The sequence below is a fragment of the Caballeronia sp. TF1N1 genome (assembly GCF_022878925.1).
Classification (GTDB): domain Bacteria; phylum Pseudomonadota; class Gammaproteobacteria; order Burkholderiales; family Burkholderiaceae; genus Caballeronia.
Genome location: NZ_CP084627.1, coordinates 717,381 through 738,030 on the forward strand (window position 1 = coordinate 717,381; position 20,650 = coordinate 738,030).

18 protein-coding genes are annotated in these 20,650 nt (G+C 58.8%); 17 read left to right on the forward strand and 1 reads right to left on the reverse strand.

Going from position 1 to position 20,650, the window contains the following annotated elements; genetic code table 11:
* The first annotated feature begins 144 nt into the window (after positions 1 to 144).
* The 8 genes from LDZ28_RS17315 (at position 145) to LDZ28_RS17350 (ending at position 9,000) form a co-directional block, all read left to right on the forward strand.
* Positions 145 to 1,689 carry a Rieske 2Fe-2S domain-containing protein gene (locus LDZ28_RS17315; RefSeq protein WP_244829666.1) on the forward strand — a complete coding sequence of 515 codons (1,545 nt, stop codon included), beginning with the start codon at positions 145 to 147 and terminating at the stop codon, positions 1,687 to 1,689.
* 78 nt (positions 1,690 to 1,767) lie between these two features.
* The gene (locus LDZ28_RS17320) at positions 1,768 to 2,766 is read left to right on the forward strand and encodes a PDR/VanB family oxidoreductase (RefSeq protein ID WP_244829667.1); all 999 of its coding nucleotides are present in this window, start codon (positions 1,768 to 1,770) and stop codon (positions 2,764 to 2,766) included.
* 200 nt (positions 2,767 to 2,966) lie between these two features.
* The gene (locus LDZ28_RS17325; RefSeq protein WP_244829668.1) at positions 2,967 to 3,800 is read left to right on the forward strand and encodes a transporter substrate-binding domain-containing protein; all 834 of its coding nucleotides are present in this window, start codon (positions 2,967 to 2,969) and stop codon (positions 3,798 to 3,800) included.
* Positions 3,801 to 3,846: 46 nt separating this feature from the next.
* Entirely contained in the window at positions 3,847 to 4,563 is a 717-nt protein-coding gene (locus tag LDZ28_RS17330) for an amino acid ABC transporter permease (protein ID WP_244829669.1), read from the forward strand.
* Between the two features lie 14 nt (positions 4,564 to 4,577).
* Complete coding sequence (locus LDZ28_RS17335; RefSeq protein ID WP_244829670.1) at positions 4,578 to 5,228, forward strand: amino acid ABC transporter permease; 651 nt, start codon at positions 4,578 to 4,580, stop codon at positions 5,226 to 5,228.
* Positions 5,225 to 5,965, forward strand: a complete 741-nt coding sequence (locus tag LDZ28_RS17340) for an amino acid ABC transporter ATP-binding protein (RefSeq protein ID WP_244829671.1) — start codon at positions 5,225 to 5,227, stop codon at positions 5,963 to 5,965. Before LDZ28_RS17335 ends, LDZ28_RS17340 begins: the two co-directional genes overlap by 4 nt.
* Positions 5,966 to 5,979: 14 nt before the next feature.
* Complete coding sequence (locus LDZ28_RS17345) at positions 5,980 to 6,741, forward strand: IclR family transcriptional regulator (RefSeq protein ID WP_244829672.1); 762 nt, start codon at positions 5,980 to 5,982, stop codon at positions 6,739 to 6,741.
* A 429-nt stretch (positions 6,742 to 7,170) separates the two neighbouring features.
* Positions 7,171 to 9,000 carry a serine aminopeptidase domain-containing protein gene (locus tag LDZ28_RS17350; protein WP_244829673.1) on the forward strand — a complete coding sequence of 610 codons (1,830 nt, stop codon included), beginning with the start codon at positions 7,171 to 7,173 and terminating at the stop codon, positions 8,998 to 9,000.
* Here LDZ28_RS17350 and LDZ28_RS17355 read toward each other — a convergent pair.
* The gene (locus LDZ28_RS17355; RefSeq protein WP_370652203.1) at positions 8,988 to 9,542 is read right to left on the reverse strand and encodes a nucleoside deaminase; all 555 of its coding nucleotides are present in this window, start codon (positions 9,540 to 9,542) and stop codon (positions 8,988 to 8,990) included. The two genes, LDZ28_RS17350 and LDZ28_RS17355, sit on opposite strands and share 13 nt — an antisense overlap.
* 98 nt (positions 9,543 to 9,640) lie before the next feature.
* Here LDZ28_RS17355 and LDZ28_RS17360 point away from each other — a divergent pair, with 98 nt between their 5' ends.
* From LDZ28_RS17360 to LDZ28_RS17400, 9 genes are all read left to right on the forward strand, one after another.
* Positions 9,641 to 11,809, forward strand: a complete 2,169-nt coding sequence (locus LDZ28_RS17360; RefSeq protein ID WP_370652204.1) for a hypothetical protein — start codon at positions 9,641 to 9,643, stop codon at positions 11,807 to 11,809.
* 212 nt (positions 11,810 to 12,021) lie between these two features.
* A complete protein-coding gene (locus tag LDZ28_RS17365; RefSeq protein ID WP_244829674.1) occupies positions 12,022 to 12,717 on the forward strand; it encodes a GntR family transcriptional regulator in 696 nt (231 codons plus the stop codon).
* Between the two features lie 51 nt (positions 12,718 to 12,768).
* Entirely contained in the window at positions 12,769 to 14,037 is a 1,269-nt protein-coding gene (gene mtnK / locus LDZ28_RS17370; protein ID WP_244829675.1) for an S-methyl-5-thioribose kinase, read from the forward strand.
* Positions 14,038 to 14,053: 16 nt separating this feature from the next.
* On the forward strand, positions 14,054 to 15,133 hold the full coding sequence (mtnA, locus tag LDZ28_RS17375; protein ID WP_244829676.1) for an S-methyl-5-thioribose-1-phosphate isomerase: 1,080 nt from the start codon (positions 14,054 to 14,056) through the stop codon (positions 15,131 to 15,133).
* Positions 15,130 to 15,801, forward strand: a complete 672-nt coding sequence (locus LDZ28_RS17380; RefSeq protein WP_244829677.1) for a class II aldolase/adducin family protein — start codon at positions 15,130 to 15,132, stop codon at positions 15,799 to 15,801. Before mtnA ends, LDZ28_RS17380 begins: the two co-directional genes overlap by 4 nt.
* 64 nt (positions 15,802 to 15,865) lie before the next feature.
* On the forward strand, positions 15,866 to 16,978 hold the full coding sequence (locus LDZ28_RS17385; protein ID WP_244829678.1) for a sugar ABC transporter substrate-binding protein: 1,113 nt from the start codon (positions 15,866 to 15,868) through the stop codon (positions 16,976 to 16,978).
* A gap of 74 nt (positions 16,979 to 17,052) precedes the next feature.
* Positions 17,053 to 18,597, forward strand: a complete 1,545-nt coding sequence (locus tag LDZ28_RS17390; RefSeq protein WP_370652141.1) for a sugar ABC transporter ATP-binding protein — start codon at positions 17,053 to 17,055, stop codon at positions 18,595 to 18,597.
* On the forward strand, positions 18,594 to 19,595 hold the full coding sequence (locus LDZ28_RS17395; RefSeq protein WP_244828172.1) for an ABC transporter permease: 1,002 nt from the start codon (positions 18,594 to 18,596) through the stop codon (positions 19,593 to 19,595). The genes LDZ28_RS17390 and LDZ28_RS17395 overlap by 4 nt, the downstream gene beginning before the upstream one ends.
* Before the next feature lie 41 nt (positions 19,596 to 19,636).
* Complete coding sequence (locus LDZ28_RS17400; RefSeq protein WP_244828174.1) at positions 19,637 to 20,647, forward strand: dihydroxyacetone kinase subunit DhaK; 1,011 nt, start codon at positions 19,637 to 19,639, stop codon at positions 20,645 to 20,647.
* Positions 20,648 to 20,650: the final 3 nt, after the last annotated feature.

A 20,650-nucleotide genomic window follows, 5' to 3' on the forward strand; every position in this document is an offset into this window, starting at 1 on the left:
ACATTCGCGTTTACCCATAGAGACAACGCAGCGGTCCGTCGCTAATCTTTGTATACAGAGTACGGAGTTCGGTAATCGGAGTTCGGACTTCAACCATCAAAAGCAGCGGACCATATCCATCCCCACATCAGGACGAGACTATCCATGACGATCAAATCAGACAAGCTGGAAGGGCAGAAGAGCAGTGGCGGCGCCACGCCCGCCGTCAAGAAGCTGATTCCCTTCGGCGGGTACTACACGAGCAAGGTGCCGGGCCACGATCCGGAGTTGACCGAGACCGGTCCCGGCACGCCGATGGGCGAGTACATGCGCGCGTTTTGGCATCCCATCTGCATGTCGATCGAACTGACCGATACTCCGCGTTACCTGAAAATACTCAACGAAGAACTCGTGGCATTCCGTGATGGCAGCGGACGGATTGGTGTGCTGCACGCGCATTGCGTGCATCGCGGCGCATCGCTCGAGTACGGTGCCATTCAAGAACACGGCATCATGTGCTGCTATCACGGCATGGTGTTCGATGTGGATGGCGCGTGTCTTCACGTACCGTTCCCTAAGGGCGAAGAAAAAGAGGCCGAAAAGTATGCCTGTTCGATTCGTCAAGGCGCTTATAAAGCCGTCGAACGTAACGGCCTGGTATTCGCTTATATGGGGCCGCCCGAGAACGAGCCGCCGTTCCCTGAATGGGAAGGCGACTACACGGTGCTGCCCGGCGATGAACTCGTCCCCTACAGCAACTTCCAGCATTGCAACTGGCTGCAAGTGCAGGACAACGCCGCTGACAACTATCACCCGACCGCGCTGCATGCGGCCAAGAACGTCGTCAATGGCAACTTCCAGGGCACGACGTTCGATGAAGTCGGCGCGGCCTCGATGGAAGTCGCTCCCGATATGCATTTTCAACCGGTGCAGCAAGGCCGAAGCCTCGCTTGTGCGGGCGCGCGCCGCGTGAACAAGGATCGGCTCTTCGTGCGTGTGCAGCATCAGGTGCTGCCGAACTTGAGTCTGCATGCATATACGTCGGAGGACGGTTCGAAGAAGAAGCTCTTTAGCCGCTTTCATATCGTGCGCTGGACCGTGCCTGTCGACGATCAAAACAGCAAGATGATCGGCTGGCGCGTGATGGGTCCGGGCATCGACACACGCGGTGTGGGCAAGAAGGAAATGGTCGGCTACGAGTCGATCGACTTTCTCGAAGGGCAAGTCGCCATGCGTCGTCCGGAACGCTTTGGCAAGTACAAGATCGAAGATATCGTACCGATTCCGCCGAACCATCGCGAGCGCGAGACTTATAAGGAAGCGCAATACGCACCGGGCGATTACGAAGCGATCATTTCGCAGCGGCCCATTGCCGTGCACGCGCTCGAGAATCCGACGAAGTTCGATGCGGGCCTCTTCCTCTTCCGCAAGATGTTGCGCGATGCGGTGCGCGGTTCGAACCCGGCGGCATCCGCGCAGAATTTCGCCGAATGGTTTCGCGAGAACGCCGGCTCGCCGAACAGCTTCTGCTCGGGCAACGTGTTCGAAATTCCCGAGGGCAAGACCGTTGAAGAAGAAGTCACGCGTCGTCGCGCCGTCACCAAGAAGATCGTCGCCATTCTCGCGCAGAGCGAGACGATGAAGGGTGATGAGCGCGTCAACTTCGTGCGGCAAAGCTTCGAGGAACTCGAACAATCGATGAAGCAATAGCGGCATATGGCGAAGGCGCTTTGACCAATGCCGAGCGCTTTCGCAAGCCCGCCGCTCATCGATCGAGGAGACGCAACCATGTCGACACAACCCATATCAACCGACCGCCAGGCACAGACGCTGCAATTGATGGTGCGACAAGTCCGCTTCGAAGGACGCGGCATCAACTCCTATGAGTTCGTCGACCCTGAGGGACATGCATTGCCGCCGTTCACGGCTGGCGCGCATCTGGACATCCATCTTGCAGGCGGCGTGATCCGTCAGTATTCCATCTGCAATGCGCCGCGCGAACGGCATCGCTATGTGATTGCCGTTCTGCGCGATGAGCGCGGACGCGGTGGCTCGAAAGCACTGCACGAGCAACTGCGCGTACAGGACATCGTGAAGGTGAGTCTTCCGCGCAATAACTTTAGTCTCGTCGATGGCGCGCGTCGCGTGTTACTGATCGCAGGCGGTATCGGCGTCACGCCGCTCAAGGCGATGGCGCACGAACTGGACGACGCCGGCATCGACTACGAGATGCATTACTGCACCAGGGACGCAAGCTGCGCCGCGTTTGCCGACGAGTTCGAATCGATGCGCGCAAGCGGAAAGCTGCACCTGCATTTCGATGGCGGCGACCCGACCACGGGCCTCGATCTGCGCCGGTTGCTCGACGCACCGCGCGAAGGCGAGCATGTGTATTACTGCGGCCCAGGCGGCTTCATGAAGGCATGCGCCGATGCCGCCGGACACTGGCCCACCGGCACGGTGCACTTCGAGCATTTCAAGGCGCCGGAGCGCAATCTCGACGATGAAGCCGCCAACGATGCACTCGACAGTTTCACCGTGCGCATTGCGAGTACGGGACAAGAGATCGAGGTATCTAAGGAAGAAAGCATTGCAGACGCGTTGGCACTGGCAGGCGTACCGATTGAAACCTCTTGTTGCGCAGGTCTATGCGGCACCTGCAAAGTGCGCTATCTCGAAGGCGAAGTCGAACACAACGACTGCATTCTCGGCGACGACGAAAAGACCGAATTTCTCACGGCGTGTGTATCGCGTGCGACGAGCAGGGTGCTGGTGCTGGATCTTTAGCAAGCGCTTGAACCACCACGAAGGGCAGACAAAGAAATTTGTCTGCCCTTTTTCTTTGCGAGCGTCTAATCCATCCACGCGTAAACCCGCTTGCCTCAAGTTTTTTTTAGTGGAAGACTTGCCTCCCATCTGCCGCGTCGGATACGTGTCCGATATATCGGACAAGCCTCAAACGGATTTTCCTCTTGCGAGATGCACACATGAAACTTGTTAGAGAAAGCGCGCGCTTTGCTCGTTGGGTTGCAATTGCCGGCCTTGTCGCGTTGGCGGCCTGTTCGAAAGTCGAAGCACCAGCGCAGGATGGGGCGGCAAGCTCAACGCTTAAGACCGTTTTGCAACGCGGCACCTTGCGCGTAGGCGATTGCTTAAGCTTTGCGCCCTTCGGTTTCTATAACAAGGACGGCCAGCCGGACGGCTACGACGTCGATCTCGCTAAGGAACTCGCTAAGCAAATGGGCGTAAAGCTCGAAGTGGTCAACACCACCAGCGCCAACCGCATTCCAAATCTGCAGACGAGTAAGGTGGATGTCGTGTTCTGCAATTTCACTCGCAATCTCGAACGGGCCAAGGAAATTGCCTTTACCAATCCGTACGTGGTGGCGAGTGAAGCGCTGCTGGTCAAGAAATCGAGCGGGATCAAATCCATCAAGGACATGAGCAACCGCACGATTGCCACCGTCAAAGGCTCGACCAACGGCGACGAAGTGCGCTCACTCAACATGCAGGTGAAGATTCAGGAATTCGACAGCTCGCAAGCCGCCATTCTCGCCGTCAAGCAAGGCCAGGCTGACGCGATGATCGAAGACAACAACTTTCTCGCATACCAGGCATCGCTCGATCAGGAACTTACCGTCACTGACGAAGCCCTCGTGCCGCTTGAATACAACGCGTTCGGCGTCAAGGCCGGCGATCAGGTCTGGCTCAACTATCTGAACCTGTTCCTGTTCCAGATCAACGCGTCCAAGCAGAACGCGCAGCTCTATAAAAAATGGTTTGGGCAAGAGCCGCGTTTCCCGCTCAACCCGCAATATTAATTTAACCGTGACGCCGGTTGCGTGACGTCCAACGTGAGGAAAAATCATGGGCTATGAATGGTTGACGCTTGCTGGCTATTTCAGCGACTTCCTGCATGCCGCATGGCTCACGCTGCAAATCACGCTGCTGGCGTTCATTCTGGCAATGGCGCTCGGTCTTTTGACGGCGCTTGCAAGCGGGTCCAAGAGCCGCGTGCTGCGCGGAATCGCAAGCGTTTATATCGAAGTCATCCGCAACACGCCGGTCCTGCTGCAGATATTCATCGTGTTCTTCGGCTTGCCGTCCCTTGGCATTACGCTCGATGCTTATACAGCAGGCGTGATCGCACTAGGGGTGAATGTAGGCGCTTATCTGGCGGAAGTGTTTCGGGCGGGCATCCAGTCGGTGCCCAAGGGTCAGCTCGAAGCGGCATCGATTCTCGGACTAGAGCGCTCGCAGATCTTCACGCAAGTGGTCTTGCCGCAAGCGGCACGCGCTGTTTATCCGGCTATCGTCAACAACCTAATCCAGCTTTTGCTCGGCACGTCGCTGCTTTCCGCGATTGCACTGCCCGAGTTGAGCGGTACGGCGACCGTCATCAATTCGCGCACGCTGCTTTACGTACAGACTTTCACGGTCACGCTTCTTGCCTATCTCGTGCTCAGCAACCTGCTTTCCTGGGCTGCAGGGCAGATTGGCTTGAGGCTCTTTCATCCGCCGCTCGTCATCAGGAAGCCTTCGCGCCGATCGTTCATGCTGCGCCGTCCTGCCGCGCGCACTTAATCGGAGAGCGAGACATGTCGAGCGATTTATTGACGACGAGCCTGTCGATCCTTTTGCAAGGGCTCTTGATGACGCTGGCCTTGTCGGCCGCGTCGATCGTGGGCGGTACGGTAATCGGTCTTCTGGCCGCCGTGCTTCGTTCTTTCGGGCCTTGGGGCACCGACAAGATTGCAAGGCTCTACACCGAACTCTTCCGCGGCACGCCAGTGCTCATCACACTGATGTTCATCTATTTCGGCGTGTCCTACTTCGGCTATGCCATCGATGTCTTTGCCGCCGGAGTCGTCGGCTTGAGCGTTTATCAAGGCGCGTATATCGCCGAAGTATTTCGCTCAGGCATCGAGGCGGTCCCTAAAGGACAGTGGGAAGTCTCGCAGATTCTCGGTCTCTCCAAAGCGCAAGCGTTCTTCTCCGTAGTCTTGCCGCAGACCGGCCGGATCGTTTTGCCGCCGCTGGTCGGGCAATATCTCTCGCTTATCAAGGACACGTCGATCGTTAGCATGATCGGCATGTCGGAGTTGATGCACGGCGGCCAGGCGATCGTCGATCGCGTGGGCAAGCCAGTCGAGATTTATGGCCTCGTCGCCATACTGTATTTCATCGTGTGCTTTCCGCTGTCGCAGTGGGTGCGCCGTCACGACCGTAGAAGGAGCGTGCTGTCATGAGTGAAGCGTCGATCATCAACCTCGCGGGCGTGAGCAAGTCGTTCGGTGCCACGCAAGTGCTGCGGGAAATCAATCTCGATGTGAGGCTTGGCGAAGTGCTTGTCTTGATCGGCGCATCGGGCTCGGGCAAGAGCACCGTGTTGCGTATCATGAGCGGCCTTGAAACCGCGGATGCGGGCGAAGTGTGGGTCAACCAGGTGCCGCTGCACGATGCACGTCGCGCTAAAGAAATTCGTGGACATGTGGGCATGGTGTTTCAGCAGTTCAATCTGTTCCCGCACAAGACCGCGCTCGGCAATGTCACGCTTGCACTCATCAAGGCGCGCAAAATGAGTCCCGCCGATGCCAAGAAGCGCGCCATGGATGCGCTCGACCGTGTCGGCCTCGCCGATCGTGCGACGCATTATCCGAGTCAATTGTCGGGCGGCCAGCAACAACGCGTTGCCATTGCACGCGCACTCGCCGTTGAGCCAGGCATCATGTTCTTCGACGAGGCGACTTCCGCGCTCGATCCGGAACTCGTCGGCGAAGTGACCGAAGTCATGCGCGGACTGGCGCGCGATGGCATGACGATGGTCGTGGTCACGCACGAAATGGGTTTTGCGCGCAAGACGGCGGATCGTGTGGTGTTCATGGACAAGGGCGTGATTGCAGAGCAGGGCGCACCCGAGCAAATCTTCGTGAATCCGCAGAACGAACGCACGCGGCAGTTTCTGCATCGCGTGCTGGATCATTGAGCGGAGCCCAGCCGATGTCGACAGTGGAAACGTCGCGTGCGCGCGGGGTGGATCGGGTCGTGGCGATCATGAAGCAATTGCATCTAGCTCGCAGGCCGCTTGCGATGCGCGAGTTGATCGAAGCGACTGGCGCGCCGCGTTCAAGCATCTACGAACTGGTCGCAATTTTAAGCGAGGCGGGTCTACTGGAAGCGGGCCCCGACGGCAGCATCTTCTTTGGCCGCGAAATGCATTACTACGGCTCCGATTACGCGGTGCACAATGATCTGATCAGCCGCGCGCATCAGTCCATTCTCGCGCTAGTGCGCAGCCACGACGAGACCGCGCAACTGTGCATGCTCGAAGGCGACAAATACACGGTCGTGCTTTCAGAAAACAGTTCTCGACCTTTCAATATCAGTTCGGATATTGGCGTCAAGGTCCCCATTCCCTGGACGGCATCGGGCAGGCTGCTGCTAGGTCATTTGAGCGGCGACGCAATTCGCGCGCTCATTCCTGAAGAAGACTTCGTTCTGGACAACGGCAAGCGAGTAGATTTCACAGACTTCCTCGCCGATGTGGAACGCGCAAGGGAGCAGGGCTTCTGCTGCACGACAGGCTTGTCGCATACGTTTCGCTATTGCATGGCCGCGCCCGTTCGCGATCGTTCCGGTTTGGCCGTCGCGGCGCTCTGCTTCATGACGAGTCGCGACACCGATCCAGAGAAACGCGATCTCATGCTTGACGACCTCATTCGCTCGGCACGCGCCTTATCGCAACCTCATAGGCGCGGATGATTCGACGCTTTGCGAAAAGCCAAAAGCTAAAAAAATATAAGCAAACCCTAAAAAGCTCTGTGCGATGCCGCGCGGATTGTTTGCAGTTAAGCGCATTTGCCAGACAAGACATCATGCACCCCATGCAATGATCGCCAATAGATAGTCCGTTTGAACAAAATTCGCGTCGGCACATCGCAAGTGCTAAGCGGGCTTAATATAATTGGCGACAAGTAACCCTCGCTGCATGGCGGCGCAAAGCCCGGAGAGAAGCTTTGCGCAACGCCCGACTAGGACTAGCTGGAGTCCCGTGTCGATGGGAATAGCATTTGCTGCCCGTTCCCTTTGTGCCTGCAGTTGTCCAAGCATAATAATGACGCATGCAGGCTGGCGGTTTCGAAGGCACTCCTTGCTTACGTCTGAACACCGCCAAAGACGAGGAAAATACAAATGAGACCGGTGGTTTTCGGCAAAAGATTCGGATGGCTGCACGCAGGCGCCGGCACGCGCGGCGTCGTTCTCTGCAACACCTATGGCCACGAATATGTGTGGACCTATAGCGGCCTGCGTCACCTGGCAGACGCTCTTGCGGCCCGCGGCTTGTGGGTCTTGCGCTTCGACTATCTCGGCACGGGGGATTCAGCCGATCTAGAAGCAGGACAAGACCTGTTCGATTCGGCGGTGGATGACATCGGTTCAGCCGTCGATTTCCTCAAGGAACAGACGGGTATCGAACACGTCACGCTAGCGGGCTTTCGGGTCGGTGCCGCGTTCGCTTTGGCCGCGGCGCTCAAGCGTCCCGTCGACGATCTCGCCTTGCTTGCGCCTGTTGTAAGCGGACGCACCTATATCCGCGAACTCGGCGCGGTGCGCAAGACCTGGCTCGACCAGCTCGCACCGCCCCTTCGCGAAGCGCAACCCAAGACTGGTCCGCTCAACGTGCTGGGTCAGGTTTATGACGATGCCTTCAGAGCCCGGCTGGAAAACATCGATCTCGCGTTGCAAGTGAAAAGTGCGGCCATTGCGCCCGCCAATCGCGTATTGCTGATGCACGCACGAACGAGCTCGAAAGACCCGCTGCTGGATGCGCTCAGTGGGCTTGGCGTCGATACGCAGACACAACCCTTTGAAGATTTGCTCGGCTTCATTCAAGAGTCGGCATTCACGGTATTGCCCAAGGCTGCTTTGGCAACGGCCACTGAGTGGATTGCAAACGGCGCGCTCGAAGCAGGCCCCGTTAATACATCGGCTGCGGCACATGACGTGTGGCCAGATTTCGTCATCGAAACGCCGGAGGCTGTCGAGCGTCCCGTGCGAATGGACGAACAAGGACTCGTAGGCGTGCTGTGCGAGCCGCGTCATGGTGCAGCGCGTGGCCCTGTGTTTGTCATGACGAATACGGCGGCGAGTTCACGCGTAGGCGATAGCCGGCTTTCCGTGCGGATTGCACGCGAGCTAGCATCACGTGGTATTGCTTCATTGCGCTTCGATGCACGCGGCCGTGGCGACAGTCCGCTTCCTTCGGGCGATGTGCAGTCAGACACGCCCTTCGGCAGAATCTATAACGTGGTCGCAACCGAAGACACTGGCGTCGCCGCGCGTTGGTTGTCCCGGCAAGGCTACAAGACGATCTATGCGTTCGGCATTTGTTCAGGTGCGTATCACGCTTTGAAGGCAGCGGTCAGCGAGAGCGTTATTACCGGCGTGATTTCGGTGAATATCCCTACGTTCAAGCGTCCCGAGGACAAAACGCCCGAAGCGTTGCGCGAATCCACACGCAACTCCATGGCGGGTTATGCGTTTTCCATGCTCGATCCGCAGAAGTGGAAAGCCATTTTGCGCGGCGACAAAAATCTGCTTCGCGTAATGGGCTTTATCGGCGGCTACATGCTCACGCGTGCGCGTTCACGTGTCGTCGATGTATTGAGGCTCGACAGCCTGAGCAAAACGCCACCCGAACAGGCCACTACACCCATGCCGATCATTCGCGCGCTCGACGCTAGAGGCGTGAACACGGTGCTGGTCTACGGCGCCTACGATGCGGGCCTGGACTTGCTTGCCGCGCATTGCGGCAAGCTGGGCGCTCGACTCAAGCGGCTTCGTTCAGTGCGTGTCGCAACTTACGCCGATGTCGATCATTCGTTGTTCAATGCCGCGAGTCTTCCGCAAGTGATCGCGTTGTGCGAGTCGGTCATCACGCAGACGAACGTGCAGACCGAAGTTCCAGGCGTGTCGCAACAGCGAAACCATAGCAGCGCACTGACCGATCAACGCGTTTGATGCTTCTGCATATAAGCGACATGTAGTGCACGCACGCGTTCTGCAAGGTCGTCGACGGGGCCATCCACGATTGCTCCGTCGATCACCTCTTCAATGGGCAGCGCGCGGACAGGGCCGGGCCCAGCACCGAGTTCCTCACGCCAGCGCGTGAACTGCGCAGTCGAACTCGCATAGACGATTCGCCCAAGCCCCACCCATGCATGCGCCGCCGAACACATCGGACAATGCTCGCCCGATGTGTAGACCACGGCATTCTTGCGCGCGGGCTCGCTCATATTTTCCGCAGCCCACTTTGCAATAGCGAACTCAGGATGCAAGGTCTTGTCGCCCGTGCTGATGCGGTTACGATCCTCAAAGAGCACGTGACCGTCGCTCGCCACCAGTAGAGAACCAAAGGGTTCATCGCCTTGGTCGAGCGCTTCTTTAGCCAGTTCGATGCATCGTTCGAGATGTTTCCTGTCCACGCTATCTATCATTCGACCTCTCCGTTGTTTGCTCGACTTCTTGAATTGAACACGCCTCAATAAACCGGATTCAAGCATTCGTACCGACCGCCGTTAAGAAGAAAACAGGCCTTTTCTTCATATCATTAGGGTCGTAACTCGATTTCGCTTTGCGGCGGTTTGCCGGGGTGCAAGTGATGAACGTTTCATGTTTCATAGCGGTATGGCTAATGGTGTTCAGCCTTGCCAGCGGCGCGCGCGCGGCTACGTCGCCGCTCAATTACACCACGTCCTGGATTGGCAACACTTTTGGCTTCGGCGATGGCAAGTGGATGCAGCAGGACATACAAGCCATCCGCGTTGCACCGGACGGAACCGTCTATACCAATAGTCCGTGGGATGAAAGCGGCGCCGAGATCGCGGCGTATCGCAATGGCGACCGAATCGCGGTGGCGGGTGCGACGCATGGTTGGGGCGCGGCGGGCGGCGACGCCATTGCATCGAACAGCACATACCTCTATGCGGCGATGTCCATCGGCAATCAAGGTGGTGGCCTCGTCGGCGCGGATTATCCGCCCAACGGTTATACGTGGTTCGGCATTACGCGACGCACGATCGCCAACATCGCCAAGGGCGCGTTTTTTACGGGCGGCGTCGGCAACAGCGCGAACGCTACCAAGAACAGTTTCCTGATCGTGGCGACTGTGCCGGCCGGAACGGACGCGGGCATTCGCGGCCTGGCCGCTAACGATAGCGAGCTTTTTGTTTCCGACGCGTCGAGCAATCAGATCGTCGTGTTCGATGCCAACACGATGAGGCGTAATCGCGCGTTCAACGTGACATCACCGGGACGCATGGCACTCGATATAGACGGCACGCTTTGGGTCATTACAGGCACGTTCAACGGACACCCCGCCATTGCACATTATTCGACGACAGGCGCGCTACTCGGCGGCGTGCCGATACTCCCCATAGGAACGGTACCCGCGGATATCGCGGTCACTCCATCGGGTGATCTTTATATCGCGGATAACGGCGTGGGCCAGCAGATCTTGCCTTTCCGAAAGAACGCGGCGCTAACTGCGGTCGGCACGCTCAAGGGCGTGAATCATGCGACCGCTGGCACGATCGAAGCAGGGCGCTTCAACTCGGTCACGGGTATCGGTTTCGATCAGGCCGGCAATCTGTACGTTGGACAAAACGGCGAAGGCCCGCGAGCTCTGAACTCTGCCTCGGTGGGAACGGGCGCGGTGCTGCAGGCTTTCAAAGGCGTCACACGTTCTATTACATGGGAACTGGACGGTCTCGTGTTCGTCGATGGCGCGAGTTTCGATCCCGGCGCGCCCAACACCATCTATACCGGCTCGAAAGTCTTTACGATGGACTGGAGCAAGGCGCCCGGCAAACAATGGACGTACACGGCGCATACCGTGGACCGCTTCGCTTTTCCCGATGACCCTTCGATTCACATCGGACGCGCGGTGCGTGGCCAGCCGATGGTACGGCGCCTGAACGGCAACCGGCCGTATCTATTCACGCTCGATCCATATTCGCATCAGCTCTATGTGCATCGCTTCGACGCTGCGCACGGTTATACGGCAATACCGTCGGTCATGTTCGCCGAGTCCTATATTTCAGGCGGTTTTCCAGCGAATCAACCGGCCTATGGCGAATGGATGTGGCGCGACATCAATGGCGACGGCCATCTCGACACGAGCGAATTCATAGGCAATCCATCGACGGGGAGTCTGATAGGCAACAGCTTCATCTGGGTCGATTCCCTTGGCAACGTATGGTTCGGTACCCCGACGAGCGGCATACGAGAAATGCCGCTGCAGGGCTTCGATGCCTTGGGCAATCCGCTTTACACCTATACATCGGCGAAGACTTATACGATGCCAGCGCCTTTCACGCGCATTGGCCGAGTGCTATACGTGCCTGAAACCGACACGATGTATATATCGGGCTTCACGCAAACCATTCCCTATGATGCCGCGCGCTGGAAAGAGGCCGGCCCATATCTCGCGCGTTACGACAACTGGACTCGCGGGCCGCGCGTCATGACCTATCTCATCGCGCTGCCTTGGGACACGACGGCCAACCCCGTAATCACGCCCGTGGGACTTGCGACAGCGGGCAATTACCTCTTTGTTGCGGGCCTCTTCACGCAGAAGGTTTATGTGTACGACGCGCGCACCGGCGCACACGTTGGCTGCATGTCGCCGGGCGCGAACGTAGGCTTGACTAGCGGCTATGTCGATGTGGAACTGGGTATCAGCGCCACGCTAAGGGCCAATGGTGAATACGACGTTCTCTTGGAAGACGATGCACGCGCCAAGATTCTGATGTACCAGTGGAAGCCATGAATTCTTGGCGCAGTGCAACGCGCCAACAAGTCAGACGCGGCAAGCAAATGATTATGGCCTTGCTGCAACCGCATAGCCGTTCATCGTTATCACCAGCTATTGAGCCTACAAAATATCCAAGGGAAAGTCCTAAGAAAAACATCTGATGTCTGATGTATATTTGACTGCATGCTACCGAAGAGAGCAACATGCGTCTAAGCGTAGAGCGTTCAATGAGCGACAAGATTCAAGAGTCGCTCCTGACCATGATCCGTGAGCGCAAGCTCAAGCCGGGCGATCAGATTCCCACGGAACTGGAACTCTGCGAATTGCTCGGGGTAGGCCGTTCAAGTTTGCGTGAAGCTGTTGCTCAGATGATCTCGCATGGTCTGCTGTCTCGGGTTCAAGGTCGCGGCACCTTCATCAGACAAATTTCGCTGAAGTTGCAGGGCGGTCTGGATGATCTGATGTCCGTAACCGACATGATCAAGAGCGTCGGCGCCGTGCCTTCAACGAGTCGCATACAGATGGATACCATTGCGGCATCGGAGAGCTTGGCAGAAAGACTCGGCATCGAGCTTGGGGCGCCGTGCGTACGTATCGAACGCGTGCGCCGCGCGGACGACGCCGTAGCCGCCTATTGCATCGACACCATTCCGAAGACGCTCTTCGATGCAGCGGACGGTGAAGTCGGCGAATCGCTTTTCGGCATGTTCGCGCGCACGGGCCGGCGTCTGTCGCATACGCATACGTCGATACAGCCGACCATCCTCACGCCGCGCGATCTGCCGGAACTCGGAGACGGCTTCGGTTTGTTTCTCCTGCTGGACGAAGTGGATTTCGATCAGAGCGGGGAACCGCTCTGCTATAGCAACGACTACTACAACACGAGCATTTTCAAATTCGATCTGGTGCGCAAGCGTCGCTAAGACAATCTTGCGTTGAGACGCGCACCAGAAGCAACATCGGAGGAGACACCGATGGAGTTCGAGGCTTTTACCGCAAGCGAGCTCGCCGCGTATCTCGGTGCAATTCCCGAGATACGTGCGCTGCTTGGCGAGCCGCATGACCTGGAAGTGGCCGAAGTTGGCGACGGCAACCTGAACTATGTGTACTTCGTGACGAACACGAAGGCGCCGGAACGCAGCGTCGTCGTCAAGCAGGCGCCGCCTTTTTTAAGGCTCGTCGGCAAGACGTGGCCGTTGTCGTGTCAGCGCATGGAGCATGAGGTAGCGGCGTTACGCCGCTTCGGCGCGCTATGTCCGCGGCATGTGCCGAAGGTGTATCACGCCGACGGCAAGCGCTTTCTGATGGTGATGCAAAGGCTCGCCTCGCATCGCATTTTGCGGCAAGGCCTGATGGATGGCGTCGTCTATCCGAAGCTCGCCGCGCATCTGTCGACGTATCTTGCGCACACGCTTTTCCACGGGTCCGATCTGTTTCTTGCGCCGGACATCAAGAAAGAGGCCATGAGCGCGGCGGTCAATTCCGAGTTGTGCAAGATCACCGAGGATCTCGTCTTTACGTTTCCTTTCGAAGATCATCCGTCAAACGTGTACAGCGCCGCATTGCCTGCGTCATCGCTTGAACGACTGAGGACCAGCGAAGCGTTGCGCATTGCCGCGGGCGACATGAAATGGGCGTTCATGAATCACGCCGAGACCTTGCTGCATGGCGATCTGCACACCGGCTCGATCATGGTCAACGAAGACGAAACCTTCGTGATCGATCCGGAGTTCTCGTTCTACGGACCGATGGGCTTCGATATCGGCGCGGTGCTCGCAAACCTGCTGCTCGCGTATTTTTCGCGCGACTGGCATGGCCGTATAGACGATCGAGATCCTTCCGGCTATCAGGAATGGTTGCTCGTTCAAGTGGCCGAGGTCTGGAATGGCTTTAGCGCGCAATTTCTAAAGCTGTGGCGCGAGCATGAAAGCCGTAGCGGACGCGGCTTTATAGGCGGTCACGCAGAAGCGCGATCTGTCGAAGGTTATCGCGCGCACTTCATGCGTCGGCTGCTAGCGGATACGCTCGGCTTCGCTGGCTGCAAGATGATTCGGCGCATCGTCGGCATGGCGAAGGTCGCGGACATCACGCGCATTCCAGATGCTCAGGCGAGGGCGTGTATCGAAGTGCGCTGTCTGCGTTGCGCGGAAGACCTGCTGGTCAAGCGCGCGACGCTTGGCAGTATCGAACAGGTCGTCATGCTTGCGCGCGAGGTTCAGCGCGAAACAATCACACATGCATAGTCCACTCGGAGCTTCCATGGTTGCGCAGTCCTTGTTCCCCACGCTTGCCCCGACGATCGAATGGCGCGATGGCGATCTCCTGCTGCTCGATCAGACGCGCCTGCCGCATGAAATCGTGGTGGAGCATGTCGCCGATGCAGCCGCCGTCTGGCGAGCCATTCACGAATTACGCGTGCGGGGTGCGCCTGCCATCGGCGTCGCGGCAGCATACGGATTGTGCGTCGCCATGCAGGACGCGCGCGACTTGCCCTTGACGCAATTTCGTGCCGAGCTTGAACGGCGCGCGGGCTGGCTCGATACCGCGCGCCCCACGGCGGTGAATCTGAGTTGGGGATTGAGACGCATGCTGCAATGCGCGCGCGCATGCAACGCAAGCGACTCGAAGGCGCTTTACGAAGCTTTGGTGGATGAGGCAAAACAGATTCATGCGGAAGATCAGGCGCTATGCGAAGGTATCGGCATGCATGGTCTGCCGCTTATCGAACCGGGCAGCGGCGTGCTTACGCATTGCAATGCAGGTGCGCTTGCCACCACAGGCTTAGGCACGGCCACCGCGCCGATCTATGCCGCACATCGCGAAGGCATTGCGTTCAAGGTGTTCGCGGACGAGACGCGGCCGCTTTTGCAAGGCGCGCGCCTGACCGTGTTCGAACTGCAGCAGGCGGGCGTGGATGTAACGCTGATCGTGGATAGCGCGGCCGCTTCGATCATGTCGCATGGACTGGTGGACCTCGTGATCGTCGGCACGGACCGGGTTGCGGCAAATGGCGACTTCGCCAACAAGATCGGCACACTGAGCGTGGCCATCGCAGCGAATTACTACGGCATACCGTTCTACGTGGCTTGTCCTTCGTCCACACTGGACTTCCGCACACCGACCGGCGCGCAGATCGAGATAGAAGAACGTCGCGAAGAAGAGGTGACATCGCTTGCAGGACAACCTATTGCGCCGCGAGCCATCAACGCGCGCAATCCCGCATTCGATGTCACGCCGCATGAACTCGTCACGGGCTTCATCACGGAGCGCGGTATCGTGAAAGCGCCTTTCGAACGTTCGTTGCGTGGTTTCTTCGCAGCCGAAGGTAATGCCGCATGAGCGCGGTGGATGAAGGCGCGCTGCGCCGGAGTATTGTCGAGACCTCGCTCGAAATGGAGCGGCTCGGCATCAATCAGGGAACCTCGGGTAACGTCAGCGCGCGCTTCAACGACGGCTTTCTCATCACGCCGAGCGGCGTTGCTGCGCGTGAGATGCACGAAGACATGATGGTGTGGCTGCCGTTAGATGTCAGTGACGACGCGAGCGTGCTGCGCACGGCTCGCCCGTCTTCGGAATGGCGCATTCATCGCGACATTCTTCGAGCACGGCAAGACATGCACGCGGTCGTGCATACGCATTCCATTGCGGCCACGGCGCTCGCCATTCATGGACGCGATATTCCCGCCGTGCACTACATGGTCGCGGCCGCCGGCGGACATTCCATTCGCTGCGCGCCTTATGCGCTCTTTGGCACGCAAACTCTTTCCGATCACGCTTTAGCCGCGCTTCTGAACCGGCGTGCGTGTCTGCTCGCGCATCATGGTGTGATCGCGCTCGGCACCGATCTTGCGCGCGCCGTGTGGCTCGCGCATGAAGTGGAAGTGCTTGCCAAGCAATATCTTCTCGCCTGTCAGTTGGGTGCTCCGCCGCTTCTTTCGGAGGAGCAGATGGATGAAGTGTTGGAGAAGTTCAAGACTTATGGCCGGCGCGACAAGAAAGATTCTTAGCGCGCTTGCCTTGAGGAAATAGTCGTTTGCATCGTAATGAATAAATCCTACAACGGAGACAGCTATGGCCTGGAATTCAGCAAGATTCGACGGATGGGGCACGTTCGGCAAATCGACCGGCGCGGTTTTTTTATGCGCGGCGGCCGCGCTTAGCGGTTGTTCCAAGAGCGACAACAGTTCGACCGCCAGCAGTTCGGGCGCGAGTTCGAGCGAAGCCGCGAGCGCTCCCGCAAGCGCACCGGCGCCGGCCGCTGCCGCGGGCGGCAAGGCGAAAATAGGCTTTTCGATTGCAACGCTTAACAATGCGTTCTTTGTCGGGCTCAAGGCCGGCGTGGAGAAGGGCGCCAAGGAGCAAGGCTTCGATCTCGTCCAGACCAATGCCAATGGCGACGCGCAACAGCAAGTCAACGACGCCATCAACTTACTGAGTCAAGGCGTGACTGCCCTCGTGCTGAATCCTATCGACTCCAAGGCCATCATTCCGGCTGTCGAGAAAGCCAACTCGATGAACATTCCGGTCTTCACGCTCGATCGTGGGTCGGATGGCGGCAAGGTGACTTCGTTCGTTGCGTCGGATAACGTCGCGCTCGGTCAAATCGGCGCCAAGTGGATTGTCGATCAACTGACCAAACGCTACGGTTCGGCTAAAGGGAACGTGGTGGATTTGATCGGCCTTGTCGGCACGACCGCCGCCACCGACCGTGAGAAAGGCTTTAGCGACGAAATGGCGAAGTATCCCGACATCAAGGTGGTTGCGCGTCAGGAAGGCGCATTCGACCAGGAGAAGTCGCTTAACGCGATGACCAATATCCTGCAGAAATATCCGCAAATCGACGCGGTATTCGGCGCCAACGACGACAACACCGTGGGTGCGGAAAAGGCTATCGACAATGCGGGCCGCTATAAGCCGCTCGGCGATAAAGCGCACATTCTCGTGATCGGCGCGGATGGCACGGCGCAGGCGCTTTCCGCCATTCGCTCGGGCAAGCAGGACGCGACCATCTCGCAGAACCCCATTCAGATGGCCGCCAAGTCGCTGCAGTTCATTGCGGACTACAACGCCAAGAAGGACGTTCCGGCGAACTATGCTTGGCCGACTTTGCTCATCGACAAATCGAATATCGATTCGGATGAGACCAAGAAGTACGGGCTGTGGTCAGAGGAAGTCAAACAGTAAGGCAAGCCGCGGGCACACGCTTAAGACTTCAAGCGTTCAAGCGTTTGAGCTCTAGCGCGTTGCCCGCTAACGGAATGCACGACATGACAGTCGAAACGGAAGCGCAAGCGCAGGCGCCGCTCGAAGCGTCCGCGCCGCTATTGCGCATGCAAGGCATCGTCAAGAGTTTTCCTGGCGTCAAGGCGCTGCGCGGCGTCAGCCTCGAACTGCGAACGGGCCATGTGCTCGCTATCGTCGGCGAGAATGGCGCGGGCAAATCGTCGCTCGTGAAGACCTTGTCTGGCGCGTATGAGCCGGATGAAGGCACGATCGAGATCGACGGCGTACCGCTTGCGCGCGGCACCAACGCGGCAATAGATGCAGGCGTGGCCGTGATTTATCAGGAGCTCTCGCTGATCAACGACATGACGGTCGCGGAAAATTTATTCCTTGGCCGCATGCCTGCAAGGAACGGCTTCGTCAAGCAACGCGAGGCCAACCAGCTTGCGCGCGAAGCGCTGGATCGCGTGGGACTCGACAACGTGCCGCCGTGGATGCGCCTCGGCGATCTGCCGCTCAACAAGAGGCAGCTCGTGGAAGTAGCAAAAGCCGTGACGCGCGATGCCCGAATTCTCGTCATGGACGAACCCACGGCCGCGCTGCAGAGCCAGGACATCGCCAATCTTTATGCCGTGGTGCGGCGGCTGCGTGCCTCGGGCATGGGCATCATCTTCATTTCGCATCATCTGGAAGAGGTGTTCGAACTCGCCGACTCCGCCGTCGTGATGCGCGATGGCGCGACGGTCGGCGCGCGTCCGATGTCGCAATGGACCGAAGCCGAACTCGTGCAGGCAATGGTCGCGCGCAATCTCGAATCGTTCTATCCGTGGGAGCCGCGTCCTTATGGCGATGTCGTGCTCGAAGTGCGCAATCTCGCTAGCGCGCCGTTGCTGCGCAATGCGAGCTTTACGGTACGCTCGGGCGAAATCCTGGGCATAGCGGGCATTGCCGGGGCAGGACGCACCGAATTGCTCAAGACGATCTTTGGCGCGCTGCCCGCAACCGGTGGCGAGATTTTCGTGAAGGGCAAGAAGGTCACGAATCATTCGCCCACTCAAGGCGTGCGTCACGGCCTCGTTTATACCTCGGAGGACCGCAAGCTCGAAGGGCTCGTGCTCGATGCCAACATCGAAGAGAACATCGCACTGTCGAGCCTTAAAGCGCTTGCGAGCGGCGGCTTCGTGAGCCGCGCCAAGAAACGCAAGCTGGCGCAGGAAGCAAGCACGCGCTTCGGCGTTCGCTCGTCTTCGGTGTTGCAGATCACCGGCACGCTTTCCGGCGGCAATCAGCAGAAAGTCATTCTTGGCCGCGCAACGGCGACAGCACCCGTGGTCATCATGCTCGATGAACCCACACGCGGCATCGACGTGGGTGCGAAGACCGAAATCTACGCACACATGGTGTCGATGGCGCGTGCGGGCGCAGCGGTCGTCATGGTGAGTTCCGAGTTGCCGGAGTTGCTCGGCATGTCGGATCGCGTGCTCGTGATGTATCGCGGCAGCATCGTGACGGAGCTACCGCGCGACAAAGCGGACTCTGAAACTGTCATTCAATGGGCTACAACAGGAGCAGGCGCATGACCTCCACGGCAGCCAACCGCGAGGACTCGGAGGCGCTCTCGCGCCGCGTGATTCGCCAACTGAGGAGCGGCATCGGGCCATTGTTTGCCGCACTCGTCATCATCTGCATCGCCTTGTCGATTGCATCGCCCGAGTTTCTGACGACCAGCACGCTCACCAACATCATGGTGCAGGTCTCGGTGGTGGGCATTGCGGCGGTAGGCGGCACGTTCGTCATCATCACGTCGGGGATCGATCTGTCGGTCGGATCGCTCGTTGCGTTGAGCGGCATGGTCGCGGCCACGGTCATGGCAGGATCGAGCCCAGGCGCCGTCGGTCTCGGCGTTGGAGGGTTATGCGTCGCAATTGCGGTCGGGGCCGCGGCAGGCGCGCTCAACGGCCTTGCCGTGTCGTGGTTGCGCCTCGTGCCCTTCATCGTCACGCTCGCGATGATGGCCATGGCGCGCGGCCTCACGCTCGCCATATCCGATGGCCGCACGAAGTTCGATTTCCCCACCGCCTTCACGGCCTTCGGCGCGAAGACCGTCGCGGGCTTGCCCATGCCGATGATCGTCATGCTCGTGATCTTCGCCATAGGCCATGTGCTCTTGCGCAAGACCACGTTTGGGCATCAGGTCTTTGCAGTCGGCGGCAATCAGGAAGCTGCGCGTCTTGCCGGTATTCCCGTGCGCCGCGTGGTTTTTTTCACCTACATGCTGGCCGGCGTAACTGCTGCCATCGCTGGGATCGTGCTTGCCGGACGGCTCAATTCCGCCTTGCCGTCCGCGGCCAACGGACTCGAATTGCAGGTGATCGCCGCTATCGTGATTGGCGGGACATCGCTTGCGGGTGGACGTGGCTCGATCGTGGGCACCTTTATCGGCGTCGTGCTGATCGGCGTGATCAACGTGGGTTTGTCGCTACTCGGCGTGAATCCCTTCTGGACGCAATTCATTCAAGGTGGGGTCATTTTCGCGGCTGTCTTGCTCGACGCGCTTAGTCAGCGGCGCAAGCGTTAGACGTGTTCTTGCAACGCACCCTAAAACCGGAGGAGCACAACATGAAGAAAATCATTAACCAGCACGATGTCTTCGTCGACGAAATCATCGAGGCTTTGCTTATCGCTCATCCCGCGTGGATCAAGAGCGCGACGGACGACAAACGCGCGCTCGTGCGCAAGGACGCGCCCAAGGAAGGCAGAGTGGGAATCGTGACAGGCGGCGGCTCGGGGCATTTGCCCGGCTTTCTCGGGTACGTCGGCGAGGGGCTTTGCAGTGGCGTGGCCGTGGGCAACGTGTTTTCATCGCCCTCGGCGGAACAGATATTCGAAGCGACCAAGGCAGTGGATGGCGGCGCGGGCGTGCTTTACGTATACGGCAACTATGGCGGCGACGTCCTGAATTTCGACCTTGCCGCCGACTTGGCCGAACCCGAAGGCATCGACATCAAGACAGTGGTGTTGACCGATGATGTAGCATCCGCGCCGAAGGAACGTGCGGCCGACAGGCGCGGCGTCGCGGGCATGTTGTTCGCGTTCAAATGCGCGGGCGCCGCCGCTGAACGCGGCGATTCGCTCGATGAGGTCGCGCGCATTTGCGGCAAGGCGAATGCCCATTGCCGGACCATGGGCGTGGGCCTCTCGCCGACGATACTTCCCGCGGCAGGCAAGCCGACCTTCACATTGCCCGATGGCGAGATGGAAATCGGTATCGGCATTCATGGCGAACCGGGAACGCATCGCGGCAAGCTCGAAACGGCCGATGCCATCGCCGAGCGGCTTATCGGTCAGATTCTCGGCGATCTGAACGCGCCTAAGGGATCGAAGCTCGCGATACTCGTGAACGGCCTCGGCGCGACGCCGCTCGAAGAACTGTATTTGCTGTATCGCCGTTCCTCGCAACTCATCGCCGATCAGGGCCTGAAAATAGCGCGCTCGTATGTCGGCGAATACGTAACGAGTCTGGAAATGGCGGGGGCATCGATCACGGTGATGCTGCTCGACGACGAACTCGAAGCGCTGCTCGAAGCGCCCGCGAGTTCGCCATTTTTCCGCGACGGCACCGCATCGTAAGAG

Excerpts from the sequence above, each read along its gene's own strand:
- LDZ28_RS17315 (WP_244829666.1), top strand. The coding sequence starts at position 145 with ATGACGATCAAATCAGACAAGCTGGAAGGGCAGAAGAGCAGTGGCGGC.
- LDZ28_RS17320 (WP_244829667.1), top strand. The coding sequence starts at position 1,768 with ATGTCGACACAACCCATATCAACCGACCGCCAGGCACAGACGCTGCAA.
- LDZ28_RS17325 (WP_244829668.1), top strand. The coding sequence starts at position 2,967 with ATGAAACTTGTTAGAGAAAGCGCGCGCTTTGCTCGTTGGGTTGCAATT.
- LDZ28_RS17330 (WP_244829669.1), top strand. The coding sequence starts at position 3,847 with ATGGGCTATGAATGGTTGACGCTTGCTGGCTATTTCAGCGACTTCCTG.
- LDZ28_RS17335 (WP_244829670.1), top strand. The coding sequence starts at position 4,578 with ATGTCGAGCGATTTATTGACGACGAGCCTGTCGATCCTTTTGCAAGGG.
- LDZ28_RS17340 (WP_244829671.1), top strand. The coding sequence starts at position 5,225 with ATGAGTGAAGCGTCGATCATCAACCTCGCGGGCGTGAGCAAGTCGTTC.
- LDZ28_RS17345 (WP_244829672.1), top strand. The coding sequence starts at position 5,980 with ATGTCGACAGTGGAAACGTCGCGTGCGCGCGGGGTGGATCGGGTCGTG.
- LDZ28_RS17350 (WP_244829673.1), top strand. The coding sequence starts at position 7,171 with ATGAGACCGGTGGTTTTCGGCAAAAGATTCGGATGGCTGCACGCAGGC.
- LDZ28_RS17355 (WP_370652203.1), bottom strand. The coding sequence starts at position 9,542 with ATGCTTGAATCCGGTTTATTGAGGCGTGTTCAATTCAAGAAGTCGAGC.
- LDZ28_RS17360 (WP_370652204.1), top strand. The coding sequence starts at position 9,641 with ATGAACGTTTCATGTTTCATAGCGGTATGGCTAATGGTGTTCAGCCTT.
- LDZ28_RS17365 (WP_244829674.1), top strand. The coding sequence starts at position 12,022 with ATGAGCGACAAGATTCAAGAGTCGCTCCTGACCATGATCCGTGAGCGC.
- mtnK (WP_244829675.1), top strand. The coding sequence starts at position 12,769 with ATGGAGTTCGAGGCTTTTACCGCAAGCGAGCTCGCCGCGTATCTCGGT.
- mtnA (WP_244829676.1), top strand. The coding sequence starts at position 14,054 with ATGGTTGCGCAGTCCTTGTTCCCCACGCTTGCCCCGACGATCGAATGG.
- LDZ28_RS17380 (WP_244829677.1), top strand. The coding sequence starts at position 15,130 with ATGAGCGCGGTGGATGAAGGCGCGCTGCGCCGGAGTATTGTCGAGACC.
- LDZ28_RS17385 (WP_244829678.1), top strand. The coding sequence starts at position 15,866 with ATGGCCTGGAATTCAGCAAGATTCGACGGATGGGGCACGTTCGGCAAA.
- LDZ28_RS17390 (WP_370652141.1), top strand. The coding sequence starts at position 17,053 with ATGCACGACATGACAGTCGAAACGGAAGCGCAAGCGCAGGCGCCGCTC.
- LDZ28_RS17395 (WP_244828172.1), top strand. The coding sequence starts at position 18,594 with ATGACCTCCACGGCAGCCAACCGCGAGGACTCGGAGGCGCTCTCGCGC.
- LDZ28_RS17400 (WP_244828174.1), top strand. The coding sequence starts at position 19,637 with ATGAAGAAAATCATTAACCAGCACGATGTCTTCGTCGACGAAATCATC.